This window comes from Guptibacillus hwajinpoensis, from assembly GCF_020524165.1.
Lineage (GTDB): Bacteria > Bacillota > Bacilli > Bacillales > Guptibacillaceae > Guptibacillus > Guptibacillus hwajinpoensis_D.
This window is the reverse complement of record NZ_JAIVKU010000001.1, coordinates 279,050-301,249: the sequence shown is the minus strand read 5'-3', so window position 1 is coordinate 301,249 and position 22,200 is coordinate 279,050. Positions and strand designations below refer to the sequence as shown.

25 protein-coding genes are annotated in these 22,200 nt (G+C 42.2%); 3 read left to right on the top strand and 22 right to left on the bottom strand.

Annotated features, from left to right (window positions below; translation table 11 throughout):
- Positions 1–81: 81 nt before the first annotated feature.
- Entirely contained in the window at positions 82–417 is a 336-nt protein-coding gene (locus tag LC090_RS01580) for a helix-turn-helix domain-containing protein (protein ID WP_226654581.1), read from the top strand.
- Between the two features lie 284 nt (positions 418–701).
- Here the strand turns inward: LC090_RS01580 and LC090_RS01575 are convergent, their stop codons facing one another.
- Positions 702–965 carry a hypothetical protein gene (locus tag LC090_RS01575; RefSeq protein ID WP_226654579.1) on the bottom strand — a complete coding sequence of 88 codons (264 nt, stop codon included), beginning with the start codon at positions 963–965 and terminating at the stop codon, positions 702–704.
- Positions 966–977: 12 nt separating this feature from the next.
- A complete protein-coding gene (locus tag LC090_RS01570) occupies positions 978–1,100 on the bottom strand; it encodes an anti-repressor SinI family protein (RefSeq protein ID WP_226654576.1) in 123 nt (40 codons plus the stop codon).
- A 303-nt stretch (positions 1,101–1,403) separates the two neighbouring features.
- Here LC090_RS01570 and LC090_RS01565 point away from each other — a divergent pair, with 303 nt between their 5' ends.
- Positions 1,404–1,742, top strand: a complete 339-nt coding sequence (locus tag LC090_RS01565; protein ID WP_226654575.1) for a helix-turn-helix domain-containing protein — start codon at positions 1,404–1,406, stop codon at positions 1,740–1,742.
- Positions 1,743–1,777: 35 nt separating this feature from the next.
- On the opposite strand, the gene LC090_RS01560 is transcribed toward LC090_RS01565, so the two are convergent.
- The 8 genes from LC090_RS01560 to LC090_RS01525 form a co-directional block, all read right to left on the bottom strand.
- Positions 1,778–1,957 (bottom strand): hypothetical protein, encoded by a 180-nt coding sequence (locus tag LC090_RS01560; protein ID WP_226654573.1) that lies wholly within the window; start codon positions 1,955–1,957, stop codon positions 1,778–1,780.
- Between the two features lie 210 nt (positions 1,958–2,167).
- Positions 2,168–2,590: a 3-hydroxyacyl-ACP dehydratase FabZ gene (fabZ, locus tag LC090_RS01555; RefSeq protein WP_226654571.1), complete on the bottom strand. Its 423-nt coding sequence runs from the start codon at positions 2,588–2,590 to the stop codon at positions 2,168–2,170.
- Between the two features lie 18 nt (positions 2,591–2,608).
- Positions 2,609–2,893 carry a DNA-directed RNA polymerase subunit beta gene (locus LC090_RS01550; RefSeq protein WP_226654568.1) on the bottom strand — a complete coding sequence of 95 codons (285 nt, stop codon included), beginning with the start codon at positions 2,891–2,893 and terminating at the stop codon, positions 2,609–2,611.
- 36 nt (positions 2,894–2,929) lie between these two features.
- Positions 2,930–3,931, bottom strand: a complete 1,002-nt coding sequence (locus tag LC090_RS01545; RefSeq protein WP_098445362.1) for a rod shape-determining protein — start codon at positions 3,929–3,931, stop codon at positions 2,930–2,932.
- 139 nt (positions 3,932–4,070) lie between these two features.
- Positions 4,071–4,343 (bottom strand): sporulation transcriptional regulator SpoIIID, encoded by a 273-nt coding sequence (gene spoIIID / locus LC090_RS01540; RefSeq protein ID WP_048311390.1) that lies wholly within the window; start codon positions 4,341–4,343, stop codon positions 4,071–4,073.
- Positions 4,344–4,678: 335 nt separating this feature from the next.
- On the bottom strand, positions 4,679–6,340 hold the full coding sequence (locus LC090_RS01535; protein WP_226654566.1) for a sodium:solute symporter family protein: 1,662 nt from the start codon (positions 6,338–6,340) through the stop codon (positions 4,679–4,681).
- A gap of 12 nt (positions 6,341–6,352) precedes the next feature.
- Complete coding sequence (locus LC090_RS01530) at positions 6,353–6,652, bottom strand: DUF4212 domain-containing protein (RefSeq protein WP_226654564.1); 300 nt, start codon at positions 6,650–6,652, stop codon at positions 6,353–6,355.
- A gap of 447 nt (positions 6,653–7,099) precedes the next feature.
- Positions 7,100–8,011 carry a M23 family metallopeptidase gene (locus tag LC090_RS01525; protein WP_226654562.1) on the bottom strand — a complete coding sequence of 304 codons (912 nt, stop codon included), beginning with the start codon at positions 8,009–8,011 and terminating at the stop codon, positions 7,100–7,102.
- Positions 8,012–8,334: 323 nt separating this feature from the next.
- Between LC090_RS01525 and LC090_RS01520 the strand changes: the two genes are divergently transcribed.
- On the top strand, positions 8,335–9,822 hold the full coding sequence (locus tag LC090_RS01520) for a glycosyltransferase (RefSeq protein WP_226654561.1): 1,488 nt from the start codon (positions 8,335–8,337) through the stop codon (positions 9,820–9,822).
- A gap of 33 nt (positions 9,823–9,855) precedes the next feature.
- Here LC090_RS01520 and spoIID read toward each other — a convergent pair whose 3' ends face one another.
- The 12 genes from spoIID to LC090_RS01460 all read right to left on the bottom strand — a co-directional run bounded on the left by spoIID (position 9,856) and on the right by LC090_RS01460 (position 22,200).
- The gene (spoIID, locus tag LC090_RS01515; RefSeq protein ID WP_226654560.1) at positions 9,856–10,860 is read right to left on the bottom strand and encodes a stage II sporulation protein D; all 1,005 of its coding nucleotides are present in this window, start codon (positions 10,858–10,860) and stop codon (positions 9,856–9,858) included.
- A 180-nt stretch (positions 10,861–11,040) separates the two neighbouring features.
- Positions 11,041–12,369 carry a UDP-N-acetylglucosamine 1-carboxyvinyltransferase gene (murA, locus tag LC090_RS01510; protein WP_226654559.1) on the bottom strand — a complete coding sequence of 443 codons (1,329 nt, stop codon included), beginning with the start codon at positions 12,367–12,369 and terminating at the stop codon, positions 11,041–11,043.
- 29 nt (positions 12,370–12,398) lie between these two features.
- On the bottom strand, positions 12,399–13,145 hold the full coding sequence (locus LC090_RS01505; protein WP_226654558.1) for a YwmB family TATA-box binding protein: 747 nt from the start codon (positions 13,143–13,145) through the stop codon (positions 12,399–12,401).
- A gap of 374 nt (positions 13,146–13,519) precedes the next feature.
- Positions 13,520–13,753 (bottom strand): DUF1146 family protein, encoded by a 234-nt coding sequence (locus LC090_RS01500; protein ID WP_226654557.1) that lies wholly within the window; start codon positions 13,751–13,753, stop codon positions 13,520–13,522.
- 206 nt (positions 13,754–13,959) lie between these two features.
- Entirely contained in the window at positions 13,960–15,486 is a 1,527-nt protein-coding gene (nuoN, locus tag LC090_RS01495) for an NADH-quinone oxidoreductase subunit NuoN (RefSeq protein ID WP_226654556.1), read from the bottom strand.
- 3 nt (positions 15,487–15,489) lie between these two features.
- Complete coding sequence (locus LC090_RS01490; RefSeq protein ID WP_226654554.1) at positions 15,490–16,983, bottom strand: complex I subunit 4 family protein; 1,494 nt, start codon at positions 16,981–16,983, stop codon at positions 15,490–15,492.
- Positions 16,983–18,824 (bottom strand): NADH-quinone oxidoreductase subunit L, encoded by a 1,842-nt coding sequence (gene nuoL / locus LC090_RS01485; protein ID WP_226654552.1) that lies wholly within the window; start codon positions 18,822–18,824, stop codon positions 16,983–16,985. Before nuoL ends, LC090_RS01490 begins: the two co-directional genes overlap by 1 nt.
- A gap of 16 nt (positions 18,825–18,840) precedes the next feature.
- Positions 18,841–19,155, bottom strand: coding sequence for an NADH-quinone oxidoreductase subunit NuoK (gene nuoK, locus LC090_RS01480; protein WP_098445374.1), 315 nt, complete (start codon positions 19,153–19,155; stop codon positions 18,841–18,843).
- Positions 19,152–19,661, bottom strand: coding sequence for an NADH-quinone oxidoreductase subunit J (locus LC090_RS01475; protein WP_226654550.1), 510 nt, complete (start codon positions 19,659–19,661; stop codon positions 19,152–19,154). The genes nuoK and LC090_RS01475 overlap by 4 nt, the downstream gene beginning before the upstream one ends.
- Positions 19,658–20,077 carry an NADH-quinone oxidoreductase subunit NuoI gene (gene nuoI / locus LC090_RS01470; protein ID WP_226654548.1) on the bottom strand — a complete coding sequence of 140 codons (420 nt, stop codon included), beginning with the start codon at positions 20,075–20,077 and terminating at the stop codon, positions 19,658–19,660. The genes LC090_RS01475 and nuoI overlap by 4 nt, the downstream gene beginning before the upstream one ends.
- An 18-nt stretch (positions 20,078–20,095) precedes the next feature.
- Positions 20,096–21,103, bottom strand: coding sequence for an NADH-quinone oxidoreductase subunit NuoH (gene nuoH, locus LC090_RS01465; protein ID WP_226654547.1), 1,008 nt, complete (start codon positions 21,101–21,103; stop codon positions 20,096–20,098).
- Positions 21,103–22,200 carry an NADH-quinone oxidoreductase subunit D gene (locus tag LC090_RS01460; protein WP_226654546.1) on the bottom strand — a complete coding sequence of 366 codons (1,098 nt, stop codon included), beginning with the start codon at positions 22,198–22,200 and terminating at the stop codon, positions 21,103–21,105. Before LC090_RS01460 ends, nuoH begins: the two co-directional genes overlap by 1 nt.

The window sequence follows — 22,200 nt, the reverse complement described above, 5'->3', positions numbered from 1 at the left end:
TTCGTTCTATTTACGGAACAAAAACATACTGGTATAATTATTGATAACAAAGAATTTTGTCGAAGCATCGGAGGGATAAACGTGATCGGAGAAGAAGTTAAAAAGTATCGTTTACGTAAAGGGTTATCACTTTCAGAGTTAGCAGAACGTGCCAATGTCGCAAAATCATATTTAAGTTCTATCGAGCGTAATATACAATCAAATCCCTCTATTCAATTCTTAGACAAAATATCAAATGTTTTGGATGTTTCAGTCGAAGTACTCCTTCAGGGGGATGATCCCATTCATCAAAGTGAACTAGACTCCGAGTGGAAAAAACTAGTGAAGGAAGCCATGGAATCTGGCGTAAGCAAAGACCAATTCAAGGAATTTCTTGAATTTAATAAATGGCGAGCGAAACAGGGGCCAAATCAGTAAAGCTTCATACAGGAGCCAACATTTTGTTAGGCTCTTATTTAATTTGTTAACAAAAGCACTAGCCAATTCTCGTATTAAATTGGATTTTAATTGTTCAATCTTGACCAGCATTCCAAATAATAAGAGAATCAACGATTTTATACATTAAATGAAAGCCCCGCATGATTGGATTCACTTCCCCAATTCACATATTCTGAAGACCCCATCTGTACGTCATGCATCATCCATCGAGTCGATTCTTGCTTCCAAGTTAAATAACCAAAAACGATCTCATCCTTTTCCCTTTACTCATAATGCTGAGATATGGTTTGATTTTTTATGATGCGACTCAGTTCGTCATACATCTTTTGCTCATCTTCCATCAGGCCTTTTATATCCTGTTCTTTATATTCAAGGCTATGAATTTTCTCCAGAATAAAAGAAAGATCACATTTACCTTTGTATTCATCATTGATATAAAGCTTAGCAATTTGATCATCTATTGCCATTACTTTAATCCTTTTCCCTAAGATATAGGATACAAAAGTTCCCTCACCTAACTTGATCACCACCATTCCTCCTTACTTTTTTGAGGAATTGATTAAAAATCGCTTCACTTCCTCCTTAGATAAACCGATGTTTTTTGCGATTGACATAAGGGTCACCCATTCCTCGTCCAACTTTTCGTCAGTATACGTTCTCATTCCCCATCCCCCTTATCAAATTCAGCAATAACCGACACTAATAAAGAACGTTTCGTTCTTTATTTAGAATGTACATCTAATATAGTATTATTTTGGAAGATTAAAAAGAGTGAAAATTCTTTGTTTTCACTCATAATGCCTATTATATCTTGTATTTACTAATAATTCCTCTCTCAATCTTAATTTTTCATAAATATTGATCAAACACCTAGTCATACAATCTATGACTTTTGTTCTGTTTACAGAACAAAATGTTCTTGATAAAATTGAATTATTAAATAATGATAAAGTCGAGGTAAAGGGATGATCGGTGAAAAAATTAAACTTTATCGGAATCGGATGGGGTTATCTTTAACGGAGTTAGCGAAGCGAGCAGGCGTTGCGAAATCATATCTAAGTTCCATCGAGCGAAATCAACAAGCGAATCCGTCTATCCAATTTCTTGAAAAAATCGCAGCGGAACTTAAGGTGCCGATTGAGGTATTCATCCTCGAAGAAGATCATGAAGAGCCTGCTCTTGATACAGAATGGAAAGAGTTGATCGAAGAAGCGATGCGTTCAGGGATTACGAAGGAAGATTTTGCGGATTATCTGGAGTTCAAAAAGTGGCAAATGCACCATGGAAAAAGTGGCGAAAAATAAAAACTCCTGTCCAGAATGGACAGGAGAGCAAGTTCTTATTCAGCAGAGTTCTCGGAGTTTTCGTTAGCTGCAGGCTCTTCGGTGTTACTTCCATTATCCATAGAGTTATTGCCGTTCTCTGAATCATTTTCACCGCTGTTACACGCTGTGATTAACATAACAGCTACTAACGAAGTTGCAATTTTGAGCATGAATTTCTTGTTATTCATTTCCAAAATTCCTCCCTGAACTCAATAAGTTTTACCGCTAATGAACGGTTGAGTTCATCATATCAGGTCAAAAAGGCAAAATGTTGAAATTTACATAGTCTCTATGTTGGTTTTACAATACTTAAAAGTTGTTAACATGCAGACAATAATTCAGTTCTGGTTCTAAAAAAATAATCCTCACCACTTGTGGTGAGGATTCGTTGCTTTATACTCGTCCTATTTCAACGCAAACATAATTTCAGCTTCAGCTGCAACTTCACCTTCAACAGTAGCAGTTGCTTTTCCTTTACCAATCGGTCCCTTAATGCGGATAATTTCCACTTCAAGACGGAGCTGATCACCTGGTTTCACCTGTCTTTTGAAACGACATTTATCGATCCCCGTAAAGAAAGCCAGCTTGCCTTGATTCTCTTCTTTCTTTAACATCGCTACAGCACCTACCTGAGCAAGTGCTTCCACAATGAGAACGCCTGGCATTACCGGGTAGTCTGGGAAATGCCCATTAAAGAATTCTTCATTCGCTGTTACGTTCTTTATACCGACCGCTCGTACTTCTTCTTCGACTTCAAGAATACGATCAACAAGAAGGAAAGGGTAGCGATGCGGGATAATCTTTTTAATATCCTGACTATCTAACATATCTCATTCTCCTATCTGTTACTCTTCTTTTTTCACAATATCACTTATCTTTACCCATGTGCTCTTCTTAAACACATCTCCCGGGCTACCGTCACCGATTACGCCGTAACCGATCATTGCACCTGCTAGAAGTGATGCCATGAGCAATAAGGCAACGAGAAGAAGGCGTAGCCAAATCGGGATTAACCGAACCTTTGGCTTACGCTCTTTCTCATCGTGATTCTTATTCGTTTGTTCGACCTCTTTCTTAAGAATGACTTTTTCTTCGGAGGCCTGGTTCACCTTTTCATGGTTGTTCGCCATTATGATTACACCCTTACGAATAGTTTCCGTTCTAGTTTAGATTAATTTTTTCTTTGCAATCTTGTCAATATGTTCAAGCATCAGACCCGTTCCTTTTGCTACGCAGCTCATCGGCTCTTCCGCTACAAGGACTGGAACCATAAGTTCTTCAGCAAATAGTTGATCGATGCCGTGAAGCAATGCGCCTCCCCCTGTCATAATCACTCCGCGGTCAATAATGTCCGCTGAGAGTTCTGGAGGCGTTCGTTCAAGAACGCTTTTTGCTGCCATCACCATGTGGGAGATTGGCTCTTGGAGCGCCTGCTGAATTTCATCAGACTTCACTGTGATCGTGCGTGGTAGTCCTGACACCATGTCTCGTCCACGAATATCAAGTTCTTCATTCCGGCCGCCTGGAAATACCGTTGCTACATTGATCTTAATTTGTTCTGCTGTTCGCTCCCCTATAAGAAGCTTATACGTTTTCTTGATGTAATCCAGGATTTCGTAATCGAACTTGTCCCCTGCCATTTTAATGGAAGAGGCGGTGACAATATCGCCCATTGAAAGAACTGCGATATCAGTCGTTCCACCGCCAATGTCCACAACCATATTACCGCTTGGCTGAAAAATATCCATGCCAGCGCCAATTGCAGCTACTTTTGGTTCTTCTTCAAGAAAAATTTGTTTTCCGCCGCTTTTTTCAGCAGCTTCTTTGATCGCTTTCTTCTCAACAGATGTAATGTTCGTTGGCGTACAGATTAAAATACGCGGCTTCGAAAGAAAGCTTTTTACATTAATTTTGTTCAAAAAATGTCTTAGCATCACTTCTGTAATATCGAAGTCTGCGATCACGCCGTCCTTCAGTGGACGTGTTGCAACGATGTTTCCAGGAGTCCGGCCAACCATTTGCCTTGCTTCTTCACCAACAGCAAGTGCTCTTCCAGTTCCAGTGTCTAGTGCTACAACAGACGGTTCATCCAAAACGATGCCTCGCCCTTTCACATAAATCAGTACGTTCGCCGTACCTAAGTCAATCCCAATATCACGTGAAAACATGACGTATCCTCCCTGTATTCTAACACTCATCTATAGTTTCAGTCCTAGTATGTTTAAACTACGTATCCATTAGTATATTGTACCATAAATTAAGAAACAGGAAGAAAGTATTTAGAAAAAATTGTCGTTTTTAGGCGTATTATTTGACAGCTTCCTCTTTTTCCGTATCCTTTCTATATTTTATTCTCGTCGCTTCGCCGCCGCGGAGATGGCGTATCGATTTATGATACTCGAGAATCCCCTTCACCTCATTGGCGAGGTCCGGATTAATTTCGGGAAGTCGTTCTGTTAAATCCTTATGAACGGTACTCTTAGAAACGCCAAATTCTTTTGCGATCACCCTCACCGTTTTCTTAGTCTCCACGATGTAGTTTCCAATCTTGATGGTTCGCTCTTTGATGTAATCGTGCACACCACTCGCCTCCCTAAATTGGATGTGAGAGATGCGAAATGAGACTGATAAAGTGATCATGCTACGAAGCTCTAGTCATCAGGTGACCTACATGATGTCAGGAGTATTGCATGCAAGAATACTTCGAAGCCTTACCACAACTTCTCACCTCTGCCCCTCATTTACTAAGTTTTGTAACATTTTATTAAAGCAGAGGTGGTTATATTCCAAAAAGTCAAGAGGGACAAGGGATTTTATTTAAATTTTCTTTCAAATTGATCTCATTCGTCTTTTGTATGTAACCTTGCATGAAAAAAGAACCTCCTATTTTTAATGTAAAATAGGAGGTTCTCCGATCAAATCACACGGTCATCTTTCCATACTTCTCCATCTTTGAAAGTAAGCTGTTCAGGGTACCTGAGATCCATTACCTCATCCTGAAGCTTCTGTGAAGGTGGTTTTGTACTCAATGACACGATCACGTTTGTTAAAATGGCTGAAATAGCTCCGAAAATGCCTGCTCCAGTGTCAATAATCCCTAAAATCGTAAAGCCACCATATTTCGCTAGGAAAATATATGTTAAGGTGACCACTAATCCTACGATCATCCCGGCAATAACACCTGGCGCATTCGCTCTCTTCCACCATACCCCAAGAATAAGTGCTGGAAAGAACGTTCCTGAAGCAAGTGCAAAAGCCCATGCCACAATCTGCGTGATTACACCGGGTGGGTTTAGTGCCACAACTCCCGCTACGATCGTCGCAATCAGAATCGACCAGCGCGCAACTGACATGCGCTTCCGTTCCGTTGCTCTAGGATTAATAATGCGATAGTAGATATCATGAGAAAAAGAAGAAGAAATCGCAATCAGTAACCCTCCAGCCGTGGAGAGCGCAGCTGCCATCGCTCCTGCTGCGACGAGACCAATGACAAATACACCAAGATCAGCAATTTCAGGCGTTGCCATCACGACAATATCGTTACTGATCGCAATCTCTTTCCACTGAAGAATCCCATCCCCACTCGTATCAGCCATCGTTAGAAGTCCGGTGTTCACCCATTTATCGGTCCAGCCAGGCAATGAATCGATCGGACTACCTGCTACTTGCTTCATCAAGATAAACCTTGAAAAAGCCGCGTAGGCAGGAGCAGATAAATAGAGTAGTCCAATAAATAATAATGCCCAGGCGCCGCTCCAGCGCGCTGCTTTCATCGTTGATACCGTATAGAAGCGAACAATTACGTGAGGAAGACCAGCAGTTCCAGCCATTAAGCTAAACATAAGGGCAATGAACTGCCACTTTGAAGCGGATTCGAATGGCGCAAAATATTCAGAAATACCAAGTTCGCGATCCAACTCACCGAGTTCTGATACGACATTTCCATAGCTTAGCCACGGTATCGGGTTATTCGTAATTTGAAGTGACATGAAAATAACCGGTATTAAGTAGGCCAGTATTAGAATGATATATTGAGCTACCTGTGTCCACGTGATCCCTTTCATACCACCAAATGTGGCATAGATGGCGATAATCACAACACCAATCATCACGCCCACTTTGGCATCTACTTCAAACAATCTTCCAATCACCACTCCAGATCCTGCTAACTGACCAATGGAATAGGTAAAGCTTATGATGATGGTTGCGATCGCCGCAATGACTAAAGCCGTTTTACTCTGAAAGCGATCTCCAATGAATTCCGGAACTGTATAGCGACCGTATTTCCGAAGTTGAGGCGCAAGTAGAAAGGTTAAGAGCAAATAGCCACCTGTCCATCCCATGATATAAGCCAGCCCGTCATATCCAAGTACCATAACCGTTCCAGCAAGACCAATGAATGAAGCGGCACTCATCCAGTCAGCGCCAATCGCCATACCGTTATAAATTGCGGGTACACCTCGACCGGCTACGAAGAACTCTGATGTTTGTCTCGCACGATTAAAGACGGCAATCCCAATGTATAGACCAAATGATGCGACAATAAGTAAAAGCGATACTAAAAATTGTGTATCCATCCTGTATCCCCCTTATGATTGTAAGGTTTGTCCTTTTGTTGCTTTCACTCGTTTTTCAACTAACCCATACTTTTGATCAATCCTGTCCGATATGTAAGCGTTAACAAATAATAAAATAATGAAAACGACAATCGAACCTTGGGCGCCCATAAAGTAATGAAGGGGGAAGCCATTAAACGTATATTCCGCAAGCGTTTCAGCAAACAGAACCATTCCAAAAGACACAGCAAACCAGAAAAGAAGTAAAATGGAAATCAACCTTACTCTCGCATGAAAGTAGGCATCGGCGATTTTTTTATCAATCTTTTTCATGATTGAACCTCCTAACTATTTTAAGTTAAAAATAAGTTCGACTGTTTCGACAAAACCAAGCGGAACTCTAGCAATTTCAATAACAAAATAGACTCCCATTAGCGCGATTGGAAATAATAAATATACGCCTTTTCGCTTTTTGATTGTAAAGATTAGACTGACTATAGCAGCAGCTAGCAACACGTATAAAATAAGTAGTCTCTCCCTCCTAAATTAATTATCTGAATTTTCTAAAATACATCTCTCATTATGTTTCTACCATAAAAAGAAGTCAATGAGCCCATTTTACCAGTAATTGTATATAACGACATGACAATAGACCTGTGTTCCCGACACAAAAAAGCGAATTTTTTCAATCCTTAAGGAATGATAGCGCTATTTCCCGGGAAAGGTCGAATTGTGTCCGTTTTCAATACACATAAAAAAGCCCCCGGTTGGGGGGCTCTGTTATTGTGAATCCTTTGTATCTGATTTTTGATCGTCCGATTTCTGCTCGTTGCTTTTTTGCTCGTCGGATTGATCCTCGTCTGCACTATTCGCATCTTTTTCGGCGTCTTTCTCAGCATCCATTTCGGATTCTGTACTGTTGTCCTGGTTCTCAACATCAGTACCTTCTGAGGCTGATGGGTTTGAAACTTCATCACTTGTTTGCGCCTTTTCAGGAGCCTCTACTGCTGAAGACGGTTGATTAAAGACATCAAGCGGGTTAACCGGCATGTCATCTTTACGAACTTCAAAGTGTACGTGAACGCCAGCGTCTGTATCAAACGTATTTGTACCAGCTGTACCTAGCTTATCGCCTTGCTTAACAGTATCGCCTTGTTTTACATCAAGAGCTTCAAGCGATTCGTAAACAGTCACAACACCATCGTTATGCTCTAAGTGAACAACATTTCCAAGTAGCTGATCGTTTGTTGCTTTCACAACTTTACCACTCATTGCGGCATTCACATCAAAACTTGTGCCATCTTCTTTAGCATAATCGATTCCTGCGCTCTGGTAGTAGGTATTATTATAGAAAACAAGGGCTGCTTGTTGTTCTTCCGTGCTAGCTGAAGTGTCATAGAATTGTTTCTGCACAAATACACCACTATCTTCGGATGCAGGTACTTTAAAAACTTCTGAATCACCTAGAACTGGAACTGACTCGTCATTTGTGTCAAAGGCACTTCTTTCTTCATCAATACCACTTAAATCTTTTGCATTTTCTTGCCCGCCTTGCATCCATAGTACGGCTGCAAGAACAATTGCTGCAAAACCAAGATAGACTGCTGGGTAAATCCAGCGTTTTCTTGCTAGCTTCTGCCATTTAGAAGCGCTTTTTTCAACAGGATGAGATCGTTGTTTTTCGTCTCCCATTTGTTCATCACCTCAGCAACATTGTGGTCAGGTTGCGAGATTTATATACCTATTCTTAAAAAAAGTTCTATTTATTTTTCGACAACAGCGTTTCTTTTATGCATGAATTTGACTATTTGTTATGTCTTTTGATTAATTATTTTATGATTCCTCTGGTTTTCCAACCAATTATTGACTCCATATGTAAGTGTTTCTTGTATCTATTTTGTTATCTATTTGTAAGAATGATTCCTTAAGCAATAGGGTATATAACCTTTATACGCTTTTGACAACAAAATCTATTTTGATTCTATCAAAATGATAATAAAGGGGATTAACCAGTTATGAATTACGTGATTACGTCAACACTGCCTGAGCAGTATGGAGGCAGAACAAAGTCCCTTCTTGATCGTACGAAGAAATTAGTGGAACAAGCGAACATGGAATATACGATTATTACAACGAATTACAATCCTTACTATGGGCAGCTATACGAGCAGTATTATCGTGAGAATAAAGTCCCTCGCTCTGTTAAGATGATCAATATTTACGATTTTCTCGCAAATCGTTCTTACATTGGTGATAAAGTAGAGCAACCGGTTGAAGAAGAAGGCCTTGTGTATCGTGAAATAAAGAAAAACAAAGCATATCGTTTTTTCGAAAACGGTGAGTATGTTCTTTATAAAAACTATGATACAGAAGACGGCTCTTTGAAATTTATCGACTTTATGGATTCTTACAACCGCAAACGCGCTTGCAGAAAAGAATTTAATAGCCTTGGAAAATGTCACAGAAAAATTAATTACAAGCAAGGAACAACAAATAAGCTTGAAGAAATCTATTATGATGACGCTGGCTACGCCTATGTAAATAAAACATATGACGGCTCAAGTGAAAATAAATTGATTCGCATGCATCTCTTTAGCGGACAAGACATTCTAGAATTTAAAACGGAAAAAGACTTCTTCCGCTATTGCCTTGAGCACATGATTGAGGATGGATCTACTGTTATTAATGATGCTCGCCTTCTTGATAAACCAATGTGTGAGATGAAGGGGAATGACGTAACGAAAATTGCTATCCTTCATAACACACATCTTCAAAGCGAAGATCTTCATGACCTTAAATCGTCTTACCAGTATTTGATTGAGCATGCGGATGACGTTGACCATATCGTTGCGTTAACTCATGAACAGAAAAAAGATCTTTCTCATCACATCTTTAACAATGAAAAAATCAGTATCATTCCGCATTCTATTGCGCCTTCTACTCGAAACAAGAATGTTCAAAAGGAAAATAAATTTGTTTTTATTGGTAGATTAACGGATGTAAAGCAGCCAGACCATTTAATTGAAGCGTATCAAATGGCGAAAGAACAGCTATCCGATTTTACGCTTGATATTTATGGTGAAGGACCAGTAAAAGAAAAACTTGAAGAACAAATTAAAGAATACCAGCTTGAAGGCCGCGTCACCTTAAAGGGATTAACGGATGATCCAGAAAGCGTCTTTGCCTCGGCGAAAGCTTCCTTCCTCCCAAGTCAGTATGAAGGATTTGGACTTGTGATTATGGAAAGTCTTAATAACGGCTGTCCTGTTGTCGCTTATGATATTAAATATGGTCCAAGAGATTTAGTAAAGGATCATGAAAATGGGCTCATTGTTGAGAAAAATAATATTGAAGCATTATCAAACGCTATGATTGAAGTAAAGGATATGGATTTCGGCTCGATTGAGGTCGATAAAGAATTCCGTGAAAAAGCCTTTGTCTCAAATTGGAGCGCCATCCTTGGCACTCACCAGAAAAAGTTTAAGCTTCCATTTTTTAATTAACGATAAGAAAAGGCCGCTAATAGCGGCCTTTTCTTATCGTTGTGCTGTATAATCTGTCACGTAGTTTTCCATATCACTAATCGCTACACCTTGATAATAATATTTCACGATATCTGAGTATTCTTTTCCATCCTCGGCCATGCCATTTGCGCCATATTGGCTCATTCCCACACCGTGACCATACCCTTTTGTCACAATGTTGATCGCATCGCCATTTCGTTCCCATGTAAAATCGGAAGATCGAAGTCCAAGAAGGTCTCTTATTTCTCTCCCGGTAAACGTTTTTCCACCCACCGAAACCTCGGCTACTCTTTTTCCTTCTGTTAAGTTTTTAATCGTACCGATCGAACTTCCAGAAAGCTTCACGCCAAGTTTTTGCTCAAATTCTGCTACGGTAAATGTCTCTTTGTCTTCATATTTAGGAGAATCCACATCCCAAGGACTTTCGACACTTCTTAAATAAGGGGCTTTGTTTTCCCAATAGTCCTCTGAATTCTCGGTATAACCATTACTTGTTGAGAAAAATGAAGCGTAGATTGGATTATTATCATAGGTTAAAATTTGACCGGCGGTTGCTTGAACCGCTTCTTCAATCCTTGCAAACTTTTCGTCAAATTCTTTTCCCCACGCTTTCTTCAGCTGAGCTTCATCCTTATAGACCTGATCTTGGATCGTATCCGTTACGACCGCTTGATCAGGAAGGTCTGTAGAAGGGTTTTTGAGCTTTGTTACGACAAACGTTCTTGCCGTTAGCGCCTGAGCCTTCAACGCCTCCATATTAAAGTCTGAAGGCATTTCAGCAGCTACCACGCCTTTCACATAGTCTTCGATTGGGATGTTCATTGTTTTTTCTTGTGCTGATCGAAAGACCGGAACGTCCACTTCAACCGCTTCTGTTACTTTCTCCTTCGTCATCTGATTCCCTTCACTAGCCGGCGCCGGTCTCATCTCCGTTGTTCCATAAGGCAAAACCAGAATTGATGGGAGAAGGATTAGAATCGTCGCAAACAGAATCAGTGAGCCAACAATTCGCCTCATTCACATGCCTCCTTCTCGATTGCTTACCCCTATCATCGTATGGAGTTGGACAACCATTTAGAACAGAAATGGAGAGGAGACACGGAGTTTTTTTACCATATATATGTAAAGAACATCACTAAAAATCCTATTTTTGTGCATATAAAAAAGGAGGCAATGGCCTCCTTTTTTGGATTCACGTTATGCGAATTTTGGTTTCATATTGACAGCTTGCTCATCCGTTGCTTCTGTTGCAGGCTTTTCTGTTTCATCCACTGTTACACGTTCAACGTCAGCTCCAAGGCTTGCAAGCTTACCGGAGAAGTTAACGTAACCGCGATCCAGGTGCTTCAATTCATCCACACGAGTGTAGCCATCAGCCACAAGTCCAGCAAGGATTAAAGCAGCTCCAGCGCGCAAATCAGTAGCCGATACTTCTGCACCTTGAAGTGTAGAAGGTCCTTCAATAATAGCGGCGCGTCCTTCAATCTTGATGTTCCCGTTCATGCGACGGAATTCTTCCACGTGCATGAAGCGATTTTCAAAGACTGTTTCTGTAATGACACTTGTACCCTTCGCTTGAAGTAGCAGCGCCATCATCTGAGATTGCATATCCGTCGGGAACCCAGGGTGAGGCATTGTTTTCAAGTCAACTGGCTTCAATGTTTCAGGCCCAATAATGCGAAGTCCCTGGCCTTCTTCTGTAATCTCAACGCCCATTTCTTCCATCTTCGCAATCAATGGACGAAGATGTTCTGAAACTGCATTTTCAATCAATACGTTACCACCTGTAATTGCAGCAGCTACCATGAATGTTCCTGCTTCAATACGGTCTGGAATAACAGCGTGTTCTGCACCAACAAGCTTCTCCACGCCTTCGATACGAATCGTACCAGTACCTGCGCCGCGTACTTTCGCACCCATTGCATTGAGGTAGTTCGCAAGACAAACGATTTCAGGTTCTTGAGCAACGTTTTCCATTACCGTTGTACCTTCTGCAAGTACAGCTGCCATCATAATGTTTTCTGTGGCGCCTACACTTGGGAAATCAAGATAAATCTTTGCCCCTTGAAGTCTTCCTTTAATACCAGCTTCAATAAAGCCATTACCAATTGTGACTTCTGCACCCATTGCTTCAAAGCCTTTAAGGTGCTGATCAATCGGTCTTGAGCCGATTGCGCAACCACCAGGTAATGCTATACGAGCATGACCCACGCGGGCCAAAAGTGGTCCCATTACAAGAAACGAAGCTCGCATTTTACGTACTGCTTCAAATGGTGCCTCTGTTTCCAAAGGTTTTGTTGCGTCTACTTTGATTGTATTACCTTCTATTTGCGTCTCAACATTAAGATAGCTTAATACTTCACTAATCGTGTGTACATCTGAAAGGGCAGGCACATCATTTAACGTGCTCGTGCCTTCACCTGCTAAAATAGATGCTGTGATGACGGGCAAGACTGCATTTTTAGCTCCTTCAACTTTCACAGAGCCAGACAATCTCCTGCCACCTCGGACGATGATTTTTTCCAACGTATTCCCCTCCGCGTCCTATTTGTATATTAATATTCAGTCGTAATTATTGGTGTGCCAATTGTAGCGGTTATTCCGCCGCCTATTCCTGTATTCCGTAATGCTATTTGTATGTTCATTCTCTGGTTGTTCGTTACAAGATCTTCTTCCCACTCTTCATGGTATGCGGAAAGAGATACAAACGTCTCTTCATTGATTTCTTCTACTTTTGAAGCGGAAAAAGCCCCTAACAGCTTGTCTGCTTCATTGTACAAAACAATGTTCATTGTATCATTTTTCTCGCCCACAAAACAAGAGAAAACTGGGGCATCTTGCGTGACTAATTGTGACTTTTGCGCCTTAAATTGTTCGTACGTTGTTCGCCATTCCTCCTGAGAAAATCCTTTAATTTCCATGTTATAAATAAGATAAGAGCTAATGCGATTTGCTTCTGGATAAGACACAAGCGTCAAAGTTTCTTTCGTACCCACTTCTGAATCGATTCTTGTCCCACTTACTTTTACATTACCATCACTTTTTTCCATGTCACCCCATTGAAAGCCGGGTGCTCTTTTGGAAAGCTCGGACATAATACCTTTGTACCCTAACGACTTTGGAATGAAACTCACTTTTTCTCGTGTGTAAAGAGACCACTTTTGTATAGAATAATTGTGGGTCAATAAAACATTCGCCATATCGGCAGTCTTTACTTCCGTTTCATCTTCAATTGAGACTGATGTACCATTTGAAAAGCTCGCTAGAAGTAAAATGGACAGTACTGCGATTAGAAGCCTCATCTTAACCCTCTCCCCGTTCTGGTCTTCTTATCTTTCAGTGTGACCATGGGAGGGGAAGGCATACATGGAAGTTGTAGTCAGATCCCGACAAATTCCGTACGACGCTCCTATATGTGAGTTGTTTTTAGATTTGTCTAGCTGCTACGCCCAGCCCCTTGAGTCGCTTCGCCTTCCAGATTGAACACAAAGACCGTGTTCATTCTGGAAGGCTCCAGCACTTGTCGGGACTAATCGGGGGGTTCCGCTTTTCATTGTCTAGCTTCAACCCCCAGTCCCTCGATCGCTTCACCTTCCAGATTGACACAAAGACCGTGTTCATCCTATAAGGCTCCAGCACTTGTCGGGACTAATCGAGGGATTCCGCTTTTCACTTTTTAAAAGAAATACTGTAGACGGATTGACCAGTTGTAGTAATCTAGGAAGAAACTGCTTGCGAGGGAACCGATGCTTAGGGTTAGCAAGATCATGAGGACTTTCGCCTGTGGACTGTTCGGTTTTTTGAAAAAGACATCGAACCGAACGGTTTGTAACGCCCACCAGGTTATCATAATGAAAACCAGGTTGATCACAATCGTTAAAATCGATTGTTGCGCCAGTGCTTCTGTCATCTTATCTACCCCCCTATCTGCAAGTGCACCATTCGACAAACGTACATTTTTCCATCTAATAGCCTATTATAAAAGATTTCAACTCAATTGAATATCCTACTTTCCCCCTATATACCCGTTTTTTTCTGCTTAAAATAAGTCATTTCCGTCATATTTTTCCTCGTCTACTTCTTTTAAACAAAAAAACAGCAGACTTGTCTGCTGTTTCATGGATTGAAAATTTCTAGAAATTGAAAATGGTCGTGAATAAAGGTTAGTGCAATAGAAGGAAAGACGCCAAGTAAAACGGTTCCGGCTGCTGTTATTGTCAATACAGTGACGAGTCCATTTGAAGCCAGGAGCGGCGTTTTGATTTCCGCTTTTCGGAAATACATTTGAACAAACAAGCCAAAATAATAAATGTACGAAAGGACCGTTCCAGCTAACATCGCGAGCGCTAGAATGTATCGCTTAGGCTCTGTCCCAAGTGCACTCATGAAAATTTCAAACTTCCCGATAAATCCTGCCGTGAGTGGAATACCAGCGAGCGACAAAAGATAGATTGTCATGGCTATAGTGACGTAAGGAGAGCGTTTAAATAAACCAGCAAATGACGCGACGGTTACTTCATTATTCTCTTCGCCTAATGCATGAATGACCGCAAATGCCCCGAGATTCATTAGCAAATAAGCGGCGAGATAAAACCATACGGCATCAAAAACAAGCTCTGATAATGCAGCTAATGGAACGAGAAGATAGCCAGCATGAGCAATACTTGAATAAGCGAACAGCCTCTTTGCATTTACCTGTCTTAACGCAATGAGGTTGCCAATCAGAATCGTTAGAACAGTGAGTAGCACAAGGTAGGGGCGAACCGAGATAAGCAGCGTTTCATAGCTTACCCCATCAGGCGTAATCACTTTTCCAGTACCAGGGGCAAAAACAAACGGAACCATGATTAGCCTGAGCATGATCGCAAATCCCGCTATTTTAGAGACAACGCTAAGGTAAGCCGTAATTGGCGTTTCGGCCCCTTGATAAACGTCCGGTGCCCACATATGAAACGGCGCGGCCGTTATTTTAAAGGCAAGACCAACAAAAATCATAAGAAATGCAAACACGGCGATGTACCGATTCTCTGTAACAACATCGCTTCCCATTAATGCTTGAATTTCATAAATGTTCGTTTCACCGGTGAGACCAAATAAGTAACTCATCCCAAACAATGTAATCGCTGTGGCAATTCCACCATTAACAATATATTTAAAGGCGCCTTCATTCGCTAGTTTATTCTTTTTTCGAATGCCGACAAGAATGTAGGATGAAAGACTAAGAAGCTCCAGACCAACGAAGAGTGTGATTAAATCTGCACTCGAAGCCATCATCATCCCACCAAGAAGGCCAGTTAGCAGAAGGTAGGGATATTCTCCTTTCACCTCATCAAGGTCATTTGCTTTTATTCCTAGCAGTAATACGAGTCCCGTTCCAAGGAGCATCAGCAGCTTAAATGCTTTTGCGAACGAGTCAAGCCGATACGTTTGATTTACGATTGTCTCAACGCCACCATCAAGCTGAAAAATAAGAAAGATGATCGCAAGCGCAATGCCTGCGAGGGAAAACCAGATGAGAATGGCTCGATCCCTTTTTTTCGGCATAAATAAATCAACTAGTGAAAGTGCCACTGCCGTCAGCAGAATCGTAAACTCTGGCATCATGCTGCTCCATTGGTAGTCTAGTAAATGATTGATTTCCATATCTTAACCTCCGATCCCGAGTGTACGCGCCATTTGAAGTGTGTTGGATAACACTGCAGGATAGACACCAATCCAGATAATGAGACTGAGCAGAATAGCGGAAGAAACAAGTTCAACGGACGATAGATCTTTTTGCTGATCAAATTGAGGTTTTCTTTCTCCAAACGTCACTGCAAGCACAGCGCGCAGCATATATACTGCGGTTAGAATCAAGCCAATAACGCCCACACTTCCAATCACGGGCATCGCTTCAAACAAACCGAGAAACGCAAGAAATTCACTTATAAATCCACTCATTCCAGGTAATCCGAGTGAAGCAAGTCCTGCCGCGAGAAAGAAACCTGCAAAAAGCGGCGTCTGACTCGCCACTCCGCCTAAGTCCGCCAATTTTGTTGTTTGGAAGCGATCAACGATCACCCCAACAAGTAGGAAAAGCAGCGCTGCGATCAGGCCGTGTGAAATGGTTTGAAAGACAGCCCCTTGAAAACCAGCCGTATTAAATGATGCGACGCCAATGATCACAATGCCCATATGGGAGATAGACGAGTATGCAAGTACAGCACGGAGCTCAGTTTGAACAAGAGCGATGAAGGCACCGTAGAGTAAATTAATGACCCCTAAAATCGCGAGGATAACAGCTGTTTCCTTCAACTGCTCTGGGAAAAAACCTGCCCCGAAGCGAATAAGGCCATAAGCGCCTATTTTTAATAAAACACCTGCGTGAATCATCACCACCGCAATAGGAGCCTCAATATGAACACGAACCATCCACGTATGCAGCGGCACGATCGGAAGCTTCGTTCCAAATGCTAGAAGAAGAAGGAGAAAGAGCCACATTCTTGTATTTCCTGATAGAAACTCATAAGAATCGGAATCCTGCAAAATGGAAGTTAGTTCACTAATATTCATCGTTCGCAACTCGACGAATAGCACAATGATGACAATTAAAAGTAAGATCGAGCCGATGCCGTTATAGACGAGAAATGAAAATGCAGCCTTTTCTCGCTCGAATCCTCCCCATTTTCCAATGAGTAAAAACATGGCAACAAGCGTCACTTCGAAAAACAAGAAAAATAGAAATAAATTTTCACTAGAAAAGACTCCTAGAATGCCAAATTCGAGTAGTAAAAAGAGCATATAGAACGCTTTAACTCCCTCTTGAATGCGAAAGGCAGCGAGCGAAGCAAGAAAAGTGATAAGAGCTGATAGCATCAAAAACAGTAGCGATAGCCCGGTGATCCCAAGGTCGTAGGTGACCGGATAGGGCTCATTCGGACTGATTGCCGTCATCAACTCAAACCACCGATAGCTTTCCACAAATTGAATACCAGAAAGCGTGCGATCATACAAGCTAAAAACAACAATGGTTAACGTTAGCGGTAAAACTGTACCAAGAACGCCAATCACTTTAATAGAACGGTGATTCTCAGGCATAAGGATTAGCACAATAACGCCAAGTAGTGGGGAGAGAATTAGTATTGTCAGTAAGCCACTCATTAGAAATACCCCCCTAATACCGCAATAAGCAGGATGACAACGACAAGACCTGAGAATGCCACTGTACCGTATGTTTGCACCTGGCCGGACTGAATGTCTGATCCCGCTCTACCCATTCGTTTCACAAGCCCTGTAAGCGCCTGTGTGCCTCCTTCGATAATGAAACGTTCAAAGTACATCCAGAAGTAGCCAATGACTCGCGTTCCTTTGACAACAGTTGCATGATAAACCTCATCGATAAAGTATTTATGTGTTAAAAGGCGATGCACCGGGTTCAATCTCTCTCCAGCATACCGCGGCTTTTTCGCATACGTCCAAGCAAGCGCAATGCCCGCTAATGATAAAAGAATGGCGCTAATCGGTACCCACGATGGTGCCGTGTGATGAGCCACTGTGATCGGATAAGGACTCGTCTCTAACCAGTCGCCAAGAAACGTTCCAAACCAGGCGGTTTGTATATAACCTGCTACGATGGAAAGAAGCCCAAGAGTGAGCATCGGAATGAGCATGACACGTGAAGACTCCTTCGCTTCACTTGATTGATTGCCAGCAAACACAAGAAAGTAAAGACGGAACATATAAAAAGCTGTGAGAAAAGCGGTAAGTAACGCCATTGAAAATAACACGTACCGACCGTCTGCATAAGTAGAAACAAGAATTTCATCTTTACTAAAAAAGCCTGACAAAAGTGGAAATCCTGAAATCGACAAGCACCCGATTAAGCATAATGCTGCCGTAACCGGAAGCTGTTTTCTGAGTCCACCCATTTTAAAAATGTCTTGCTCATGAACGGCATGGATGACACTTCCTGCCGCAAGAAACAAAAGCGCTTTAAAAAAGGCGTGGGTCGTTAAATGAAAAATGCCTGCTGTGTACCCTGCAGCACCAAGGGCAAGCATCATATAGCCAAGCTGACTAATCGTCGAGTAAGCAAGAATTCGTTTAATGTCTCGCTGCACGAGAGCGATGGTGGCTGCAAAAATCGCGGTAAACCCACCTGTGATGGCTACGGTCGTCATCGCTGTTTCAGAGCTTGAAAAGAGAGGATACATGACGGCAACAAGATAAACTCCAGCAGCAACCATGGTTGCCGCGTGAATTAATGCGGAGACTGGCGTCGGTCCTTCCATCGCGTCAGGAAGCCATGTATGTAGCGGGAACTGTCCTGACTTCCCAACTGCTCCAATAAAAATCAGGATCGCAATCATCGTAACCATAGAGGGAGTGATGTCACCGGCTAGTACTGACTCAAAAATGACATCAAGCTCAAAGCTACCCGTTTGCCAAAACAGTAAAAAAATCGCAACAAGTAGTCCTATGTCCCCTATCCTTGTTACAATAAATGCTTTTTTAGCCGCGGCTTTTGCTTCAGGCTTATAGAAATAAAAACCAACGAGTAAGAAGGAACAAACGCCTACAAGCTCCCAAAACACATAGAGTTGCAGAAGATTAGGCGATAGAACAAGCCCTGTCATCGCAAATGTAAAGAGACCAAGGTATGCAAAAAAAGTCGCAATGCGCTCATCATTCGCCATATACCCAATGGAATACATATGTACGAGAAAACTGACAAGCGTCACGATAACAAGCATTAACGCATTGAGCGGAGTCACTTCAAAGCCTACTGTCAGAACGACTGAATCGATTGAGAACCAATTGGCTTCTACAAGCTGATTCCCCTGAGCGAAATGGCTGAAAAGCACAAGAAGGGCACAGCCAAAGGCAGCTCCAGTAAAAATGGTCCCAACAAACCCGGCGTTTCGATAGAGAATCGGCCTGGTGAACAGAATGATAAGAAATGAGAGAAGCGGTAATATCGGGATAAGCCAGACAACGTCCACGTTTCTACCCCCTTCGCTACTTTTTAAGTGTGTTCATTTCATCTACATTAACGGTAGCCCTGTTTCGGTAAAGCGCGATCAAAATAGCAAGCCCAACAGCCGCTTCCGCTGCTGCAACTGTAATCGTAAAAAGAGAAAATACCTGACCACGAATCGATGCGCCTACTCCATATTTTGCAAAAGCGACTAGGTTTAAATTAACAGCATTCAGCATTAATTCAATCGAAATTAACACGATGACCGCATTGCGTTTCGTTAATGCTCCGTATAGTCCAATACAAAACAGAAGCAAAGCGGTTAATAAATAGGCGGAAAGTGGAATCGAACTCATCGCTTCTCACCTTCTTCTTCATCCTTTTTCGCAAGAATAATGGCCCCAACAAGGGCAACGAGAAGCACAACCGACACAAGTTCAAATGGAATCACGTAATCTGTGAATAGCATTAACCCTACCTGTTCGGTATTGTTTTCATGAAGCTTCTCCGCCTGCGGACCGAGCGACATCGTTCGGATGCCCTTAAATACAACTAAGAAGAATGCAGTGATCACGGTTAATACAATGCCTTTTTTCGCCCAGCTTGTTTTCACCTCTTCTTCCGTATGTTTTGTCAGCATGATCCCAAAAAGCATAATGATCGTGATCGCTCCAGAGTAAATTAAAATTTGAACGACCGCTACAAATTCAGCAGAAAGCATCACATATAGCCCGGCAATACCTAGAAACGTGAGAACAAGGGCCATCACCATATGAATGACTTTTGATAGATTAATCATGAGTAAGCCACCCGTGATCGTCACAAGAAATAGGAAAAGAAAAATAAGCAGCTCCCCGTTCATACTTTATTTTCCTTCCGAAGGTTCGTATCATTTTCATCGAGCCACTCTAAATTTTTAAAGAGATCATCGCGGCTGTAAGTCGCAAGCTCAAAATTATTAGTCATGATAATTGCTTCCGTTGGACATACCTCTGTGCAAAGATCGCACAGTATGCAAATTTCGAAATTAATATCATACGTATCAATGATTTTTCCTTTTTTATTCGGATCAGGATGTTTGATTCCTGTTAGGGAGATGCAGTCAGTCGGACAAATCGTGACGCATTGATTACAAACTATACACTTTTCAGGATAAAATTTTTGAATGCCGCGAAACCGATCGGGTAAGGCAAGTGGCTGATCAGGATACTGATACGTCACTTTTTCCTTTGTCATATTTTTGAGGGTGTAAGCTAAGCCTTTCGCTAATCCACGCATGTTGGCTTCCTCCCTTGTTTAGAATGAGCGAATGATTTCAATCACGACGGTCGTGAGAAAAATATTTACTAAAGCGAGCGGCAAAAGGATTTTCCATCCGAAAGACATAAGCTGATCAGCTCGGAGACGAGGAAATGTGCCGCGAATCCAGATCATTAGGAAGACAATCGCGATAAATTTAAGCGCGAACCAGACTGCACCTGGTATAAAGGTTAAGAATGGAATCGCCTGCCAGCCTCCGAGAAACAGAATGGTCGTTAACGAAGCCATCGCAAACAAGTAAACGTATTCCGCTAGCATAAAGAAAGCAAACCGAAACCCTGAGTATTCAACATGATAACCTGCAACGAGCTCTGATTCTGCTTCTGGTAAATCAAATGGGGTACGATTCAGTTCCGCAACCGATGCAATCAAAAAAATGAAGAACGCAAGCGGCTGTTTAAAAAGAAATGCAACGGATTCCTGTTCCGCAATAATGGTGTTAAGATTTAACGACCCTGTTAAGAGCACAATTCCTACAACACTCATCACAAGCGGAATTTCATAGGAAATCATCTGAGCCGCTGATCGCATACTACCAAGCAGTGCGTATTTATTGTTTGATGCCCATCCCCCCGCAAGAATGCCAATCGTAGAAATACCAGAAATCGCAATATAATAAAGCAAGCCAACGCCGATATTCGCAAAGGACACCTGTTCAGTTAGCGGAAGGGCGGCGATTACGATAAAAGCTGGCGCAAAGGCAACCACTGGTGCAATGATAAAGAGTGGGCGATCCGCATCGCGTGGAATCGTATCTTCCTTTAGTAGTAGCTTTAATACGTCAGCAACCGTTTGTAGCAAACCGAACCGGCCACCTACTCTATTTGGCCCATGACGTAGCTGCATAAAGCCAAGTACTTTTCTCTCGGCTAAAATCGCGTACGTAACGAATCCGAGTACAACCATTAACATGGCGGCACTGACAAGGAAAAAACCTAGCGTCTGCCAGTAACCTGGTTGGGAAGCAAGCATATCATTGATCATTAGCCGTCCACCTCCCCGAGCACAATATCGATACCGCCGAGAATCGCGATTAAATTCGAAATGTTTTCTCCTTCGAGTAACTCAGGTAGGATTTGAAGGTTATAAAAGGATGGCCGACGAAATTTCAGACGGTACGGCTCTTTTTTTCCTTTTGAAGCAATATAGCAGCCAATCTCTCCGCGGGGCGATTCAATGCGAACATAAGTCTCACCAGCAGGGGGCTTAATGATCCGCGGTACTTTTGCCATAATCGGTCCGTCAGAAATTTGCCCCACAGCCTGTTCCACAATTTTCAGTGCCTCTTCAATTTCAGCCATGCGACAGTTGTAGCGGGCTAGAGCATCACCTTGGGGAAAAACCGGGACCTCAAACTGAAAGCGATCGTAAAGGGAATAAGGCTCATTTTTCCTGAGGTCCCACTGCACGCCTGTACAGCGAAGGTTGGCCCCGCTCAACGAGTAAGCAAGCGCTTTTTGTTTGGAATATGCGCCCACCCCCTTCATTCTCGCCATAAAAATTTCATTCCCTGTTACAAGATCATGGTAGCCAGCAAGCTGCTCTCTCATATACGGCACAAATTCCCGCACCTTGTCGAGCCAGCCTTCAGGCGCATCCCACTTCACCCCACCAACGCGCATATAATTAAATGTCAATCGTCCACCCGAGATCTCCGTCAACAAATTAATGATCACTTCTCGCTCTCTGAAAGCATAAAGAAATGGACTCATCGCGCCAATATCCAGAAGGTACGTTCCGAACCAAACAAGATGACTCGCGATCCTTCCGAGCTCCATCACAATAACGCGAAGATAATCTGCGCGTTCGGGAATGTCCATAGCCATCATTGTTTCAACGGCATGACAAAGGATATAATTATTCGTCATGGCTGCGAGGTAGTCCATTCGATCCGTGTACGGGATTATTTGTGTATATTGCAAGTTCTCAGCAATTTTCTCTGTGCCTCTATGCAAGTAGCCAATGACAGGCTTTGCTTCTTTGATGACTTCTCCATCAATTTTCAGCACGATGCGAAAGACGCCATGCGTACTCGGATGCTGTGGACCTACATTTAATAGCATTTCCTCTGTCCGAATCAT